The sequence below is a fragment of the Vibrio sp. 1580 genome (assembly GCF_033340055.1).
The window spans coordinates 211,518-227,229 of sequence record NZ_JAWOVT010000007.1 but is presented as its reverse complement, the minus strand read 5'-3'; the positions used below and the strand labels follow the sequence as shown (position 1 = coordinate 227,229).

Sequence of the window (15,712 nt, the reverse complement as noted above, 5' to 3'; positions counted from 1 at the left end):
CATGATTGAACGCGGTAAATACCAATCGCTGACCATGGTCAACTGGAACGGCTTCTTTGCCCGTACGTTTGACATCGATGGTCTGGTCACCACGCTATCAGGTGGTAACGGTGCAGGTAAATCAACCACAATGGCGGCGTTCATCACCGCATTGATTCCTGACCAAACGCTGCTGCACTTCCGTAACACGACAGAAGCGGGCAGCAGCCAATCGTCTCGCGACAAAGGTTTGTACGGTAAGCTACAGCCGGGCGCATGTTATGCGGCGCTAGACGTGGTGAACTCACGTAACCAACGCCTATTGTTTGCAGTAAAACTACAGCAAGTTGCGGGTCGTGATAAGAAAGTAGACATCAAACCGTTTGTGATCCAAGGTCTTCCAAGCCATGTGAAACCAACGGATATCTTGGTTGAAAGCGTATCTGCGACTCAAGCTCGTGTACGTCAAATCAATGAAGTAAAAGAATCAATCGCAGAATTTGAAGGCGTTCAATTCAAAGCGTTCTCTTCTATCGTGGATTACCACTCGCAGATGTTCGAATTCGGTGTGATTCCGAAGAAACTGCGTAACTCTGGTGACCGTTCTAAATTCTACCGCCTGATCGAAGCATCGCTTTACGGTGGTATCTCAAGTGCGATTACCCGTTCGCTACGTGACTACCTTCTGCCACAAAACGGCGGCGTGAAGAAAGCGTTCCAAGATATGGAATCGGCGCTGCGTGAAAACCGCATGACGCTAGAAGCGATCAAAACCACGCAAGCAGACCGTGACTTGTTCAAACATTTGATTACAGAGTCGACCAACTACGTGGCAGCGGACTATATGCGCCATGCTAACGAGCGTCGTAAAAAACTAGAACAGACATTGTCTTTGCGTTCAGAGTTATTTGGTTCTCGCGAGACCTTGATTGAGCAAAACAATCTGCTTAACCGCGTTCAAGAAGAGCTGGAACTGCTGATCGAGTCAGAATCTTCTTTAGAGCAAGACTACCAAGCGGCTTCTGATCACTTGCAACTGGTGCAAAACGCGCTGCGTCAGCAAGAGAAGATCGAACGCTACCAAGAAGATCTTGAAGAGCTTAGCGAGCGTCTTGAAGAACAAATGATGGTAGTCGAAGAAGCGCAAGAACGCGTGATGATGGCTGAAGAGCAAGCTACCGTTGCAGAAGAAGAGGTGGATAGCCTTAAGACGCAACTTGCTGATTACCAGCAAGCTCTTGACGTTCAGCAAACTCGCGCCCTTCAATATCAACAAGCAGTTCAAGCGCTGGAGAAAGCGAAGCAGCTACTTGGCGATGACAGCCTAACGGCAGAATCGGCACAAGCGCTTGTCTCTGAGCTTAAGAGCAAAGAATCAGAAAACACCAATGCGTTGCTATCGGTTAAGCACAAACTGGACATGTCTTCTGCAGCGGCAGAGCAGTTTGAAACCGCGCTTAAACTGGTACAAAGCGTCGTTGGTCAAGTTGAGCGCAAAGACGCGTCTGAACATGCGAAAACTGCAATCGCGAAAGCGCGTGAGTCACAACAAATCGCACAAAACGAACAGCAATGGCGAGCACAACACCGTGATCTCGAACGCAGCCTTAACCAGCAGCGTCAAGCACGTGAACTGGTTGCTGAATACAAAAAGCAATATCACGTTGAACTAACCGATGAGGTTACATTTGAACAAGAACGTGAACGTCATGCGACGCAAATCGAATCACTAGAGATAGCTCAAGAAGAAGTTCGTGATCAGCGTGGTGAACAGCGCCGTCTAGAGCAAAACGCGGCGGCAGAAATCAGTAAGCTTGAAGCAATAGCACCAGCTTGGATTGCGGCGAACGATGCGCTAGAGAAACTGAGAGAGCAGAGCGGTGAAGAGCTTGAGGATCGCCATGCGGTAATGAACCACATGCAAGTTGTCCTTGAACAAGAAAGGGAGCTGTCTTTAGCTAAAGATAAGCTTGCTGAGCGCCGTAGCCAGCTAGACGCTGAGATTGAGCGCCTAGCTTCTCCTGGTGGTTCAAACGACCCTCGCCTGAAAGGTTTGGCAGATACGCTGGGCGGTGTATTGCTGTCTGAGATCTACGATGACATCACGATTGATGACGCGCCTTACTTCAGTGCGATGTACGGTCCGGCTCGTCACGCTATCGTTGTTTCTGACTTGTCAGGCATCGAAGAAAAACTGGTAGAGCTAGACGACTGTCCAGAAGACTTGTACATCATTGAAGGTGACATCGATGCCTTTGATGACAGCTCGTTCGATGCAGAAGAGTTAGAGGGCGCGGTTTGCGTTCGTATGAACGATCGCCAAATGCGTTACTCTCGCTTGCCTGAGATCCCATTGTTTGGCCGTGCGGCACGTGAGCAGCGTCTAGAGTTGCTGCGTAACGAACGAGAAGAAGTGGTAGAGAAACACGCGAAAGCGGCGTTTGATTCTCAGAAAATGCAGCGCTTGTACCAAGCGTTTAACCTATTTGTGTCTAACCACATTCAGGTTGCTTTTGACGCCGATCCAGAACAAGCACTGGCAACTATTCGTGATAAGCGTAACCAAATTGCTCGCGTGTTGGCGGATCTGGATGCGAAAGAGCAACAACAACGTTCTCAGCTTCAAACCAGCAAGCAAGCGTTGTCTTCTCTGGACAAGCTAGCGTCACACATGGTGCTTGTTGAAGATGAGTCATTGCAAGCGCGTTTTGATGAGCTAGAAGAGAAAATCGCTCAGCTTGCAGAGGCAAAAAACTTCTTAAACAACCATGCAAAAGCCGTCGGGCAATTAGAGAATATTGCGTCTGCGCTTGATGCTGACCCAGAGCAATTCGATGCACTAGAAGCAGAATACAAAGCGGCAGACGAGCGGCTACAAGATCTTAAGAAGCAAATCTTTGCACTCTCAGATCTCGTTGAACGTCGTCACTACTTCGCTTACTCAGATTCCGTAGACCTACTGAACAAGAGTAGCGAACTGAGTGAGCAGCTAAAAGCTAAACTGGTTCAAGCTGAACAAATGCGTACTCGCTCTCGTGAAGAGTTGAAGCAATCGCAAGGTCAAATGAACCAATACAACCAAGTATTAGCTTCATTGAAGAGTTCACACCAAGCGAAACTGGAAACGGTTCAAGAGTTCAAACAAGAGCTTCAAGAGTTTGGCGTGAACGCTGACGAAGGTGCAGAAGAGCGCGCAATGCGTCGTCGTGACGAACTGCACGAGCGTCTACATACGTCTCGCAGCCGTAAGAGCGAATACGAGCGTACGATCACCTCTACTGAACTAGAGATGAAAGGCTTGGCAAAACGTCTGAAGAAAGTTCAGAAAGAATACGTTGAGCTGCGTACGTTCGTGGTTGCAGCGAAAGCTGGCTGGTGTTCAGTGCTTCGTCTGGCGCGTGAGAACGATGTTGAGCGTCGTCTACACAAGCGTGAACTGGCTTACATGTCAGCGGATGAACTGCGTTCGATGTCGGATAAATCACTGGGTGCGCTGCGTCTAGCGGTTGCGAACAATGACGACCTGCGTGATGCGCTGCGTCTATCAGAAGACAACGCTCGTCCAGAGCGTAAAGTTCTGTTCTATATTGCTGTATACCAACACCTTCGTGAGCGTATTCGTCAGGATATCATCCGTACTGATGACCCAGTTGAAGCAATCGAAGAGATGGAAGTCGAGCTGGCGCGTCTAACGGAAGAGCTAACGCAACGTGAAAACCGTCTAGCGATCAGCTCTGAGTCGGTAGCGAGCATCATCAAGAAGACGATTCAGCGTGAGCAAAACCGTATTCGTATGCTGAATCAAGGCTTGTCGAACATTTCGTTTGGTCAGGTGAAGGGCGTACGTCTAAACGTGAAGATCCGCGAAAGTCACGAAGTGCTACTGAACGGTCTAGCGACACAACAAGAGCAGCACAAAGACCTGTTTGAATCGACTCGCTTTACTTTCTCCGAAGCAATGGCGAAGCTGTTCCAACGTGTGAACCCACATATCGATATGGGTCAACGTTCTCCTCAGGTTTTGGGTGAAGAGCTACTGGATTACCGTAACTACCTAGAGCTAAGTGTAGAAGTGAACCGTGGTACAGATGGTTGGCTACAGGCTGAGTCTGGCGCGCTATCAACAGGTGAGGCGATCGGTACTGGTCAGTCAATCCTACTGATGGTTGTTCAAAGCTGGGAAGAAGAATCACGCCGCCTGCGCAGTAAAGACATTGTGCCTTGTCGTCTGCTGTTCTTAGATGAAGCAGCGCGTCTGGATGCGAAATCGATCGCGACATTGTTCGAATTGTGTGACCGTCTGGATATGCAGCTTCTTATCGCGGCACCAGAAAACATCAGCCCAGAGAAAGGTACGACCTACAAACTGGTGCGTAAGGTGTTTAAAGACCACGAACACGTACACGTAGTGGGTCTGCGCGGTTTTGGTCAAACGGATAAGCCTAAGACCGAAGCACAAGAGATGATTGAAGAGTTTGAATCGTAAACTTCGAATCTAACAAAACGCCCGCAATGAACGCGGGCGTTTTTGTATCTGTTTACGAGGCAGGCTTCGAAATACATAAGATAAGCCGAGACTGTAGGACGGCAGTCTCGGCTTATTAACGGAACTTAATGAGGAAGCGACGTTTATTCCTCTGGAATATCGTCCCTGACTTCGATCATTTCAGCAAGCTCTTCAAGTGCTTGGACAGAAAGCTCAGACAAGCGTTGTAGGTGTTGGTCTAAGCTCTCTTGTTCTTCAAGCTCTGGTTCATCATTATTTGTTTCTTTTATTAGCATTTCCCAACCTCTCAAGTTGAGTAAGGGGAGCTCTCATCATACTCAAAAGGCAAAGTAGAAAAGAAACGATCTATGTTGATTTTGTTAGCTCGATCATTGATTCAACTTATATATGGGAAGGATGTGTTTAATAAGGAGAGCAAGTGCAAGGTTTTTGGATGCGGGAACAAAAACGCCAGTAATCATGACAATTACTGGCGAGTAATAACGAACATTAGGTCGGAGGGTTAGAACAACGGCTTCACACCGAACTGCTCTGCTGCGTAAGCGACGCGTTCAATCGGTTTTGGATACTCAGCAGGTGTGCCAAGGCTCTCTATGTGTTTCAAACGAGGAAGCAAGCCTGCACCATTAGCGATTTGGATTGCCAGACCAGGGCGAGCGTTAAGCTCTAAAACCATAGGTCCTTCATCTTTATCCAGCACCATATCCGTACCCATGTATCCCAAACCTGTCATTTCCCAGGCACTTGACGCAAGCTCCAGCAAGCGCTCCCAATGCGGTACTTGAAGGGTCGAAAGGTCTTTACCTGTATCAGGGTGATGAGTCACTGGATGATCGAACTGCACCGCTCTGACGGCTTTACCTGTCGCGATGTCAATGCCTACTCCTACGGCACCTTGGTGAAGGTTTGCTTTGCCGTCGGAAGCCGCTGTAGAACAGCGCATCATCGCCATAACTGGATAACCTTTAAATACGATGATCCGAACATCTGGTACGCCTTCATAACTGAAGCCATCAAAACAGTCATCAAACTTGATTAAGTTTTCAACCACAGCAACGTCATTTTTACCACCAAGAGAGAAAAGGCCAGCAAGCGCATTACTAATGTGACGCTCGACCTCATCCCTACCAATTGTAGAGCCGGAGGGTTTGGTATATACCCCGTTTTTGTGAGACGTAACAACCAGAATGCCTTTACCGCCACTACCTTGTGCAGGTTTGATTACAAAACCAGGCCAGTTCTCAACCATTTTGTGGATAGTCTTAACTTCAGCTTGGTTATGAATGACACCGATCAGGGCAGGAACTGTTGCTCCTGCTGCCTGTGCAATAATTTTGGTCTTTAGCTTGTCATCGACAAGTGGGTATTTAGAACGATCATTGTAACGGCCAATATAGCTGTGGTTACGCTTGTTCATCCCCATAATGCCTTTATGGCGAAGCTTAGACGGCGAAGTAAAACTTTCGAACATCGTTTAGTCCTCCGCTAGTGGTTTGAAGCGTCGTAGCTCAGTGAGGCGGTAACCTGTGTAAGTACCTAGTAATAGAATACCGGCCAGAACAATCAACTGTAGACCAATGAAGTTAAAGGTTAAGTGTTGAATGTATGAGTTCGTCATTGCAAGATAAACTAATACCGCTGTCAGCAATGAACCACCACCTTGCAGAGCAACTTCCTTCGCACCTTCTTCTTCCCATAGGATTGACATACGTTCAATCGTCCAAGACAAGATGATCATAGGGAAGAAGGTAATTGTTAGGCCTTCCGTTAAGCCCATCTTAAACGCAACAACGGTGAACACCGAGATGATCATGATAACGGTAATAATGACCGCAGATATCCTTGCTACCAGCAATAAGTTCAACCTAGACAAATAGCTTCGAATAATCAGGCCTGTACCTACAATTAGCAAGAAACCGACAATACCCGTTAATAGTTGAGTTTGAACAAAAGCAACGGCAATCAACACAGGCATGAAGGTACCGGATGTTTTCAGGCCGATAATCACACGCAAGAACACAACGATCAGAGCACCGATAGGGATGAGCATAATGGTTTTGAACATCGCTTGCTCTTCCAAAGGTAGGCTATGAATTGAAATATTCAGTAATCCATCTGCTTCTATTTTGTTGTTTGTAGCTTGTTGTGGTGTCATTTCTTGCTTAATCATCGAGAAATGCACTTGGCTATTTTTACCACCAACAAGGTCAAGCAAGGATACGTTTGATTCATCCCACACTAACAAGTTGGGTTTCACTGCTTTTTGTTCGGATTTTGGCGAAAACAGTACCCAATCTTTACCTGACCAAACCTGAACCATTGGTTGAATTGTTTGGCGTCGACGACCATCTTCTAGTTCGATAACACCGACGGTTTTGCTCTGTATACCTGCGGTAAGCAAAATGTTATGTAGTGCATCAGTACGGCTGAAATCGTTCAGTAGTAGCGACGAGTTTTGGCTATCTGGGTCATTAAGCGCTTTGATAAGCTCACGAGTAAACGTCACATTATCGGCTGAGCGACTCATCGCACGTTCGATAAGGGCATTTGCCGCTGCTGCTTGTGGTGCTGATAGCGTTGGTGGCGTAATGTCTTCCGTTGGCGGTAAAGGAGTGACTTTAGCCTGAGGGTCTACTAAGAACTGGGCTTTGTAGTATATGGTTTGTGGCCCTTGAGCTTGGCGAATTGACCATTCTGCACGACGGCCTGAATCGTCATTGATGTAGGAAACGCCATAACCTGATGAGGAAGCAGATTCACCTATAAGTGTGTAACCACTTTGCGTATGAGGTGCTGCAAGTGACGCTTTTACTTCGTTGCCGTTAGCATTGAACTCAATACGAGCTTCTACATCCCACACCTGGCGAGTTTCGCCTGGCGTCCAAGGCACGCCGTAGTTTTCATGTCTGAAAACACTCAGAGCAATGCCCGCAATCACCAATAAGATGATAGAAAGGTAAAACGGTATTTTTGACGTCATAATCTACCTTATTATTTTTTATCTTCGTCCGTTTGGATATAGGTACGACTTACATCGACAAGTGCTATGTCGCGCATAAATTCTCTACCCAGTAAAATAGGATGGTTCATATGTGAGCGATCTGCCAACGTAAATTGCGCTTTTTCATGAATTTTTCCAACGCGCACCCAAAGTTCTACCACAGCGCGGCGTTCTAACTCTTCACTGGTAACCTGGCGGATTTTGACGTAGCGAATGACAGGAGCTTCGATCCAAGTACTTTTCTCTTCTTCGGATTTACTGGTGTCTGCTAAGTGGAATCGGACCCATTTTTTGCCATTTCTTTCGAACTCTTCAATATCAACGGCATTTAAAGACGACGTCGCGGCACCAGTGTCGATACGTGCATCAAAAGTTTGCTTAATCGACTCTACAGTGACCTTTTCGATAGAGCCAAGGACAATATCGTGAGTTGGGGTTGGTTCCACAGGAGCGGGAGATTGGACAATAATCGGCTCTTTCGGTTTTTTTACTTCTGCCATTGCTTCATCGCGAAATGTAAGAAGTTCAACCTGTAGTTTATCGACTTGTTCTTCAAGGCTGTCGATATAGTCCGATTGGTTGCTGAGCTGTAGCTCTAGGTTGGTAATGCGATTATTGACATTCGCTTCTGAATTTTGAATCGCCGCTAACGTTTCTTGGTGGTACTGTTCGCCTTTGGTTAGTGAGCATCCAGATAGTAAGGCGATGGCAACAATCGGGGTCAATCGTAATAACATTGAAAACCTTGGGATTGGATTAAGTTGTTTATTTTTTAGGAGTTTAGCTTATATCGATAAAGCCTCACAAGTAAGAATGTTTCTCTATTACTTATTGTTTGAGGAATAGTGATGAAAAGCCAAAAATCAAGGACATAAAAGCGCATCCTTATTTAGAGCGTGCTTATATTTTGACGTGAAAAATGGATTCAAAAATCAAACTCGCTCATTACGAGGAAAGAGGGTAATGTCTTAACTCGTAAAATGAGTTAAGACAATGTCAGGAATCTCAGCGAATTATGATTTGCGAGCGACAAGAACCGCGCGGCGAGGGGCAGGGTAGCCTTCTACAGTCTTGCTTGGGTCGTTCGGATCTAAGTAGTCAGGTAGAGAGTTATGCGTCATCCAATCTGTGGTACGTTGTTCATCTACGGATGTGATGTTTTCATCAACGATACGAACATCTTCAAAACCGACCAATTCTAACCACACTTTTAGGGCTTTTGCTGAAGGGAAGAAATAGACATTACGCATTTGCGCGTAACGAGAAGTCGGGACCAGTACTGCATTCTCATCACCTTCAATCACGAGTGTTTCCAATACGAGTTCACCACCAGATACCAATTGATCTTTTAGTTGCACTAAATGATCGAGAGGCGAGCGGCGATGGTAAAGCACGCCCATGCTGAATACCGTATCGAACGCTTCTAACTTAGGTAGTTGTTCAATACCCAATGGCAATAGGTGTGCACGTTGGTCATCGCCCATTAGTTTACGAATTGCTTCGAACTGAATTAGAAACAGGTGAGATGGATCGATACCGACAGTTAAGCGTGCACCTTCGCCTAGCATGCGCCACATGTGGTAGCCGTTACCACAACCTACATCGAGTACGCTGCGATTTTTTAATGGTGAAATATGCGGAAGCACGCGGTCCCATTTCCAATCACTGCGCCACTCAGTATCAATATGGATGCCGTGTACGTTGTATGGGCCTTTGCGCCAAGGATGGAATGTACGAAGTAAGCTTTCTAGCTTTTTAAGTTCCCCTTGAGGCATGGGCTCATTGTTTGAAATCGTGACAGAATCAACAATGTCGATGTTGTCCGGTCTACCCGCTGGGATTTTGTTCAGGGCTTTCAACCAGCGACCAAAGTCACCGTGCTCTGCATTTTGCCAATCCGTTAGCTGTTGCGGAAGCACATTAAGCCAAGGTTGAAGACGAGTGTCTTGGGCAATCAATTGGTAGAAATTTGCAAAGTTAAACATAGTTAGTTAATCGCTGAGTTGATGGGTATAAATTATTAACAAAAGCCGAAATCGGTATGGTTCAGGCTTTGTGTGCATGGTCTATTTAATTGCGAACATGGAGCCGAAGTTAAAGCATTGGAACCAAACATCGTAGCTAGAAAAGCCAATTTTAGCGAAACGCTCTTTATGTTCTTTCTTTGAATCTGGGCGCATTACGTTTTCTATCGCGCTGCGCTTTTGGCTGATTTCTAGTTCGCTATAACCATTCGCACGTTTAAAGTCGTGGTGAAGGTCAATTAACAGTTCGTTCGAAACTTCATCTTCGAAGACGAACTTCTCCGATAGAATCAAAATGCCGCCTGGACGCAGGCCTGCGTAAATTTTCTCGAGCAAGGAGCAACGATCTTCTGGAGAGAGGAATTGCAAAGTGAAGTTCAACACCACCACTGACGCGTTTTCAATTTCGATATTGCGAATGTCTGCTTCTACTACATCCACAGGAGTGTCACTGCGGTAAGCGTTGACGTGAAGTTTACAACGGTCAACCATCGCAGGAGAGTTATCCACTGCGATGATTTGGCAACCTTCTTGTTTGATATGGCGACGCATAGACAATGTTGCAGCACCCAAAGAACAGCCAAGGTCATAGATGTTTGAGTGAGGTTTTACAAAACGCTCTGCCAGCATACCGATTGCAGAAATAATATTGCTGTAACCCGGTACCGATCGTTGAATCATGTCAGGAAATACTTCCGCTACGCGTTCATCGAACGTGAAATCCCCAATTTTATCGATTGGAGCCGAAAAAATAGTATCTGGATTGCTCTTAGGGTTCATAACTAAGTCTCTGCATACAAACCGCCTGAAAATGTCAGGCACCAAAAAAGGCGCGTATTTTATGGGAATTTCGCGCCTCTGTCATGTGTTGCGTTAGAACATCTGTAACTGCGAGTTGCCATCGTCAGCAGGGAAAGGTGCTAACTCAGGGAGCGTGATACGCTGTTGTATGTCTTTATATAGGTTTGCGGCCAACTCTGGCGCAATTATATTGTCTGCGGTATGGATCATGACATATGGCTGTTTACCTTCGGCAATCCATTGTGGCAACTTGTTGAGCCATGGTTTAAAAAACTCGTAATTTTGCTGTTCTTCTGGATGACCAATAAAGCGAATCAAAGGGTGTGAAGCGGTAGCAATGGCGTGAACAGGTACTCGTGGTTTTTTCATTTGTGCATCAATAATCGCCTCATTGTCGGGCTTAGCGGCAAAGACTGGGCGGCTATCCATAATAATGCGGTCAATATTATTCTCTACTAACCATTGGTTAAGTGCTCGCTCTTCTTCGCCTTTGGAGAAAAATGCCATATGGCGAACCTCAACACCGAGAGGGAAGTTAGGTGGAAAGCTCGCACAGAACTTTTTCAGTCGAACAAGGTGTTCAGGACCAAATGCGGCTGGCAATTGAATTGTCCATTGGCCCACACGGTCATGCAAAGGCTCCATGACTTTCATGAAGTCTCTCAGTTGTTCGCTGCAACCTCTTAGCATTTGCTCATGAGTGATGGCTTTAGGAAGTTTGAAAGTAAAGCGAAAATCATCGTGGGTTGCGGCTCTCCAGTTTTGCACTGTATTGAGCGTCGGTGTGGCATAAAATGTCGTGTTGCCTTCCACGGTATGAAACACTTGCGCATACCTTTCTAAACGTTCAGCGGGCTTTGTCCCGCTGCCGTAAAAACTTTGTTGCCATTGATTGTGCGACCACATCGTCAATCCAAGTCGAAGAGGTAAGTTATCCATTATTCTTTACTGCTTGCTACTCGTGTGAATACTTTACGAGAGTTTTGCTGAAATAGGTAATTTCACGCTATAATCCTCCCCAATTTTTTCGCTTTGGTGCGCTTTTGAACATTTGTTGTACTAAAAAGCACCAGTGAATGATAAAACACACGTAATTGTATGTTGAGTAGTCGATTTTCGTGGACATTCAGCGTATAACTGAATCTTTACTCTGCTTAGCAATGAGGCTGACAGAGCGTAGTTAACAACATTTGAGAGATTGGGAATTTCATTATGCGTACCCATTACTGTGGTCACCTGAACAAGTCCCTTGCAGGACAAACTGTAGAACTTTGCGGCTGGGTTAACCGTCGTCGTGATTTAGGCGGTCTTATTTTTATTGATATGCGAGATCGCGAAGGTATCGTTCAGGTAGTTGTTGATCCAGATATGGCGGATGCGTATGAAGTGGCGAACACACTTCGTAATGAATTCTGTATCAAACTAACGGGTGAAGTGCGCGTTCGCCCAGAGAGCCAAGCAAACAAAGACATGGCAACAGGTGAAGTCGAGATCCTTGCGAAAGGTCTTGAAATCATCAACCGTTCTGATGTTCTGCCTCTAGATTTCAACCAAAAGAACTCTGAAGAGCAACGCCTGAAGTACCGTTACCTAGATCTACGTCGTCCTGAAATGAGCGACCGCATCAAGCTACGTGCTAAAGCGTCTAGCTTTGTTCGTCGTTTCCTAGATGACAACGGCTTCCTAGACATCGAAACGCCAGTACTAACAAAAGCGACTCCAGAAGGCGCTCGTGACTACCTAGTACCTAGCCGTGTTCACAAAGGCAGCTTCTACGCGCTTCCTCAGTCTCCACAGCTATTCAAACAACTTCTAATGATGTCTGGTTTTGACCGTTACTACCAAATCGTTAAGTGTTTCCGTGATGAAGACTTGCGTGCTGACCGTCAACCAGAATTCACTCAGATCGATATCGAAACGTCATTCATGACGGCTGACCAAGTTCGTGCAACGACTGAGAAAATGGTTCGTGAAATGTGGCAAGAGCTACTAAACGTTGACCTAGGTGAATTCCCAGTAATGCCGTTCAGCGAAGCGATTCGTCGTTTCGGTTCGGACAAGCCAGACCTACGTAACCCACTGGAACTAGTAGACGTTGCTGACCTAGTGAAAGACGTTGAGTTCAAAGTATTCTCAGGTCCAGCAAACGACGAAAAAGGCCGCGTTGCCGTTATTCGCGTTCCAGGTGGCGCTTCTCTGACTCGTAAGCAAATTGATGGCTACGGTGAATTCGTTGGCATCTACGGTGCGAAAGGTCTAGCTTGGATGAAGGTTAACGACCGTGCAGCGGGCATGGAAGGTATCCAATCTCCAGTCGCTAAGTTCCTAAACGAAGACGTGATCAACGGCATTCTAGATCGTACTCAAGCGGAATCTGGTGACATTATCCTATTTGGCGCTGATAAAGCGGGTATCGTTGCAGAAGCAATGGGTGCGCTACGTCTGAAACTAGGTAAAGACCTAGAGCTAACGGATGAGTCTGCATGGGCTCCACTATGGGTTGTTGACTTCCCAATGTTCGAAGAAGATGACGAAGGCAACCTACACGCGATGCACCACCCATTCACATCGCCTCTAGGTGTGACTGCAGAAGAGCTAAAAGCAAACCCTGCTGCGGCAAATTCTAACGCTTACGATATGGTTCTAAATGGCTACGAAGTGGGCGGCGGCTCTGTTCGTATCCACAACGCAGATATGCAAGAAGCCGTATTTGATATTCTAGGTATCACACCTGAAGAGCAACAGCTTAAGTTCGGCTTCCTGCTTGATGCGCTGAAATTCGGTACGCCTCCACACGCTGGTCTTGCATTTGGTCTAGACCGTCTAGTAATGCTGCTATGTGGCACAGAGAACATCCGTGATGTTATCGCGTTCCCTAAAACAACAGCAGCGGCGTGTCTACTAACAGACGCACCAAGTATTGCGAACCCAACAGCGCTAGAAGAGCTAGCAATCGCAGTAACTGCAGCGAAAGAAAAAGACGCAGAATAAGCGCACAACATTTGAAGAAAACTCCCGCAACTGCGGGAGTTTTTGTTTAAATAAACCCAAGAAACTTCCAAAGCAATTTCCCAAGCAACGCTTTTTAGAACATGTCTGCTATTAAGCGTCAAAATACATTAAAAGGTGAATTATGGCTGGTCATAGTAAATGGGCGAATATTCGTCACCGTAAAGCAGCGCAAGATGCGAAGCGCGGCAAAATCTTTACTAAATTAATCCGTGAAATCGTTGTTGCGGCAAAAGAGGGGGGTGGTGAGCCAGAAAATAACCCACGTTTGCGAGCAGCAATTGATAAAGCACTGTCTAACAACATGACACGTGACACTGTCAACCGTGCTGTCAGCCGAGGTGCTGGTGGTGAAGGCGACGACAACATGGAAACCGTGATCTATGAAGGTTATGGTCCAGGTGGTACGGCGGTCATGGTCGAATGTATGACGGATAACCGAAATCGTACGGTATCTGGCGTACGCCATGCATTCTCAAAGTCAGGCGGTAATCTGGGGACGGATGGTAGCGTCAACTATCTTTTCGACAAGAAAGGCGTGATTTCATATGGCCCAGGTTTAGATGAGGATGCGGTAATGGAAGTGGCATTAGAAAGTGGTGCTGATGACATTGAAACGGCAGAAGATGGCTCGATTGATGTCTACACGGCCCCAGGTGACTTTGGACTCGTAAAAGATGCCCTTGATGCCGCAGGTTTTGAGGCAGAGAACGCGGAGGTGTCGCTGATCCCATCTACGAAAGCAGATTTGGACGCGGATACTGCGCCAAAACTACTTCGTTTGATTGACGCTTTGGAAGATCTGGACGACGTTCAAGAGGTTTATCACAATGGTGATATCTCTGACGACGTTGCGGCTACGCTAGATTAAACTCAAGGTGTCGGGAGCGGTATTTGCTCCGAAGTTAGCAAGTAATAATAAAAAGACTGAGGCCGAATTAGGCCTCATTTTTAGGAACATTCATGTCAATTATTTTGGGCATTGACCCAGGTTCGCGCATTACCGGCTATGGGGTCATTCGTCAAAATGGACGCCACTTGCAATACCTTGGTAGTGGCTGCATTCGTACTTCAGAAAAAGAACTTCCGGGTCGACTTAAACAGATTTATGCAGGCGTCACGGAAATCATTACCCAGTTTCAACCGGATGTTTTCGCGATCGAGCAAGTGTTTATGGCCAAAAACGCGGATTCAGCGCTAAAACTTGGCCAAGCTCGTGGCAGTGCAATTGTTGCTGCGGTGAATGCGGAGTTGCCGGTATTTGAATACGCGGCTCGTCTTATTAAGCAAGCTGTCGTCGGCACTGGTGGCGCGGACAAAGCGCAAGTTCAGCATATGGTTCAGCAGATGCTTAAATTGCCCGCCAAGCCTCAAGCGGATGCGGCCGATGCTTTAGGTGTGGCGATTTGTCATGCCAATACTAACAAGACTCTCGTTGCCTTAGCGGGCAAAGCAACCAGTGCCAGAAAAGGGCGCTATCGATAAAATTAACTGGATGTCTATCCAGTTCTTTATTATCCTGTCGCAAATTCATTTCCAAAGAGTATTTATAGTGATTGGACGTCTTCGTGGCATGCTGATTGAAAAACAACCACCTGAAGTATTAATTGAAGTTAATGGCATTGGTTATGAAGTCCAGATGCCAATGAGCTGTTTTTACGAACTGCCAAATGTTGGCGAAGAAGCCATTATTTATACTCACTTTGTTGTCCGTGAGGATGCGCAATTGCTATACGGTTTCAACACAGTAAAAGAACGAGCACTTTTCCGTGAAGTGATCAAAGCCAATGGCGTTGGTCCTAAACTCGGTCTTGGTATTCTCTCTGGTATGACAGCAACGCAATTTGTTACTTGTGTGGAACATGAAGACGTTTCTACGCTGGTTAAGCTTCCAGGCGTTGGCAAGAAAACCGCAGAGCGATTGGTTGTTGAAATGAAAGACCGCTTGAAAGGGTGGGGCGCTGGCGATCTATTTACACCATTTACGGATGCTGCTCCTGCGGATTCTAGTGCGACATCCAACAACGCGGAAGAAGAGGCAATCAGTGCGCTTCTAGCTCTAGGTTACAAGCCGACTCAAGCGTCGAAAGTGGTATCTCAGATCGCTAAACCGGACATGAGCAGTGAGCAAATGATCCGTGAAGCTCTAAAATCAATGGTGTAACGTTGGTTGCACAGTGAACATTTGTTCAAGATAACTCATTCTCTAAGGTTAATGCCAATCGCTTAACGATGTTTTTTGTGTCATTCCAGCGAGCCTGGCGAGACTGGGAATCTAATAGCAGCACGCTGAGCGGTTAATGAAACAATTTGACCATAAATCGCTCGGATAGAAGATCCTGTATCACGCTCCTTCGTCGCTGTACAGGATGACGAGATATAGAAATATGC

The 15,712-nt window shown here is 46.4% G+C and carries 12 protein-coding genes; 5 read left to right on the top strand and 7 right to left on the bottom strand.

Translation table 11 applies throughout. From position 1 onward, the window contains the following. Position 1 precedes the first annotated feature (1 nt). Positions 2 to 4,465 carry a chromosome partition protein MukB gene (gene mukB / locus R7093_RS13595; protein ID WP_318146703.1) on the top strand — a complete coding sequence of 1,488 codons (4,464 nt, stop codon included), beginning with the start codon at positions 2 to 4 and terminating at the stop codon, positions 4,463 to 4,465. Positions 4,466 to 4,608: 143 nt separating this feature from the next. Here mukB and R7093_RS13590 read toward each other — a convergent pair whose 3' ends face one another. From R7093_RS13590 to R7093_RS13560, 7 genes are all read right to left on the bottom strand, one after another. Then, positions 4,609 to 4,761, bottom strand: a complete 153-nt coding sequence (locus R7093_RS13590; protein ID WP_005378381.1) for a hypothetical protein — start codon at positions 4,759 to 4,761, stop codon at positions 4,609 to 4,611. Positions 4,762 to 4,988: 227 nt separating this feature from the next. After that, positions 4,989 to 5,957, bottom strand: a complete 969-nt coding sequence (locus R7093_RS13585; protein WP_005378387.1) for an alpha-L-glutamate ligase-like protein — start codon at positions 5,955 to 5,957, stop codon at positions 4,989 to 4,991. A 3-nt stretch (positions 5,958 to 5,960) separates the two neighbouring features. Continuing rightward, positions 5,961 to 7,466 carry an inactive transglutaminase family protein gene (locus tag R7093_RS13580; protein ID WP_005378389.1) on the bottom strand — a complete coding sequence of 502 codons (1,506 nt, stop codon included), beginning with the start codon at positions 7,464 to 7,466 and terminating at the stop codon, positions 5,961 to 5,963. A gap of 11 nt (positions 7,467 to 7,477) precedes the next feature. Beyond that, on the bottom strand, positions 7,478 to 8,224 hold the full coding sequence (locus R7093_RS13575) for an ATP-dependent zinc protease (protein WP_005378391.1): 747 nt from the start codon (positions 8,222 to 8,224) through the stop codon (positions 7,478 to 7,480). A gap of 276 nt (positions 8,225 to 8,500) precedes the next feature. Next, positions 8,501 to 9,472 (bottom strand): tRNA 5-methoxyuridine(34)/uridine 5-oxyacetic acid(34) synthase CmoB, encoded by a 972-nt coding sequence (gene cmoB, locus R7093_RS13570; protein WP_017820038.1) that lies wholly within the window; start codon positions 9,470 to 9,472, stop codon positions 8,501 to 8,503. Positions 9,473 to 9,553: 81 nt separating this feature from the next. After that, positions 9,554 to 10,291 (bottom strand): carboxy-S-adenosyl-L-methionine synthase CmoA, encoded by a 738-nt coding sequence (gene cmoA / locus R7093_RS13565; protein WP_262648787.1) that lies wholly within the window; start codon positions 10,289 to 10,291, stop codon positions 9,554 to 9,556. Positions 10,292 to 10,384: 93 nt separating this feature from the next. Continuing rightward, positions 10,385 to 11,251, bottom strand: a complete 867-nt coding sequence (locus R7093_RS13560) for a DUF72 domain-containing protein (protein WP_262648784.1) — start codon at positions 11,249 to 11,251, stop codon at positions 10,385 to 10,387. A gap of 273 nt (positions 11,252 to 11,524) precedes the next feature. Between R7093_RS13560 and aspS the strand changes: the two genes are divergently transcribed. The 4 genes from aspS to ruvA all read left to right on the top strand — a co-directional run bounded on the left by aspS (position 11,525) and on the right by ruvA (position 15,485). After that, positions 11,525 to 13,303: an aspartate--tRNA ligase gene (gene aspS / locus R7093_RS13555; RefSeq protein WP_318146695.1), complete on the top strand. Its 1,779-nt coding sequence runs from the start codon at positions 11,525 to 11,527 to the stop codon at positions 13,301 to 13,303. A 142-nt stretch (positions 13,304 to 13,445) separates the two neighbouring features. Further along, positions 13,446 to 14,192, top strand: a complete 747-nt coding sequence (locus R7093_RS13550; protein ID WP_005378402.1) for a YebC/PmpR family DNA-binding transcriptional regulator — start codon at positions 13,446 to 13,448, stop codon at positions 14,190 to 14,192. 92 nt (positions 14,193 to 14,284) lie between these two features. Next, positions 14,285 to 14,806: a crossover junction endodeoxyribonuclease RuvC gene (gene ruvC / locus R7093_RS13545; RefSeq protein WP_005387909.1), complete on the top strand. Its 522-nt coding sequence runs from the start codon at positions 14,285 to 14,287 to the stop codon at positions 14,804 to 14,806. Positions 14,807 to 14,873: 67 nt separating this feature from the next. Further along, on the top strand, positions 14,874 to 15,485 hold the full coding sequence (gene ruvA / locus R7093_RS13540; RefSeq protein WP_318146694.1) for a Holliday junction branch migration protein RuvA: 612 nt from the start codon (positions 14,874 to 14,876) through the stop codon (positions 15,483 to 15,485). Positions 15,486 to 15,712 lie beyond the last annotated feature (227 nt).

Bases quoted from the DNA above. Each gene is read 5' to 3' on its own strand.
- mukB (WP_318146703.1), top strand. From the start codon at position 2: ATGATTGAACGCGGTAAATACCAATCGCTGACCATGGTCAACTGGAAC.
- R7093_RS13590 (WP_005378381.1), bottom strand. From the start codon at position 4,761: ATGCTAATAAAAGAAACAAATAATGATGAACCAGAGCTTGAAGAACAA.
- R7093_RS13585 (WP_005378387.1), bottom strand. From the start codon at position 5,957: ATGTTCGAAAGTTTTACTTCGCCGTCTAAGCTTCGCCATAAAGGCATT.
- R7093_RS13580 (WP_005378389.1), bottom strand. From the start codon at position 7,466: ATGACGTCAAAAATACCGTTTTACCTTTCTATCATCTTATTGGTGATT.
- R7093_RS13575 (WP_005378391.1), bottom strand. From the start codon at position 8,224: ATGTTATTACGATTGACCCCGATTGTTGCCATCGCCTTACTATCTGGA.
- cmoB (WP_017820038.1), bottom strand. From the start codon at position 9,472: ATGTTTAACTTTGCAAATTTCTACCAATTGATTGCCCAAGACACTCGT.
- cmoA (WP_262648787.1), bottom strand. From the start codon at position 10,291: ATGAACCCTAAGAGCAATCCAGATACTATTTTTTCGGCTCCAATCGAT.
- R7093_RS13560 (WP_262648784.1), bottom strand. From the start codon at position 11,251: ATGGATAACTTACCTCTTCGACTTGGATTGACGATGTGGTCGCACAAT.
- aspS (WP_318146695.1), top strand. From the start codon at position 11,525: ATGCGTACCCATTACTGTGGTCACCTGAACAAGTCCCTTGCAGGACAA.
- R7093_RS13550 (WP_005378402.1), top strand. From the start codon at position 13,446: ATGGCTGGTCATAGTAAATGGGCGAATATTCGTCACCGTAAAGCAGCG.
- ruvC (WP_005387909.1), top strand. From the start codon at position 14,285: ATGTCAATTATTTTGGGCATTGACCCAGGTTCGCGCATTACCGGCTAT.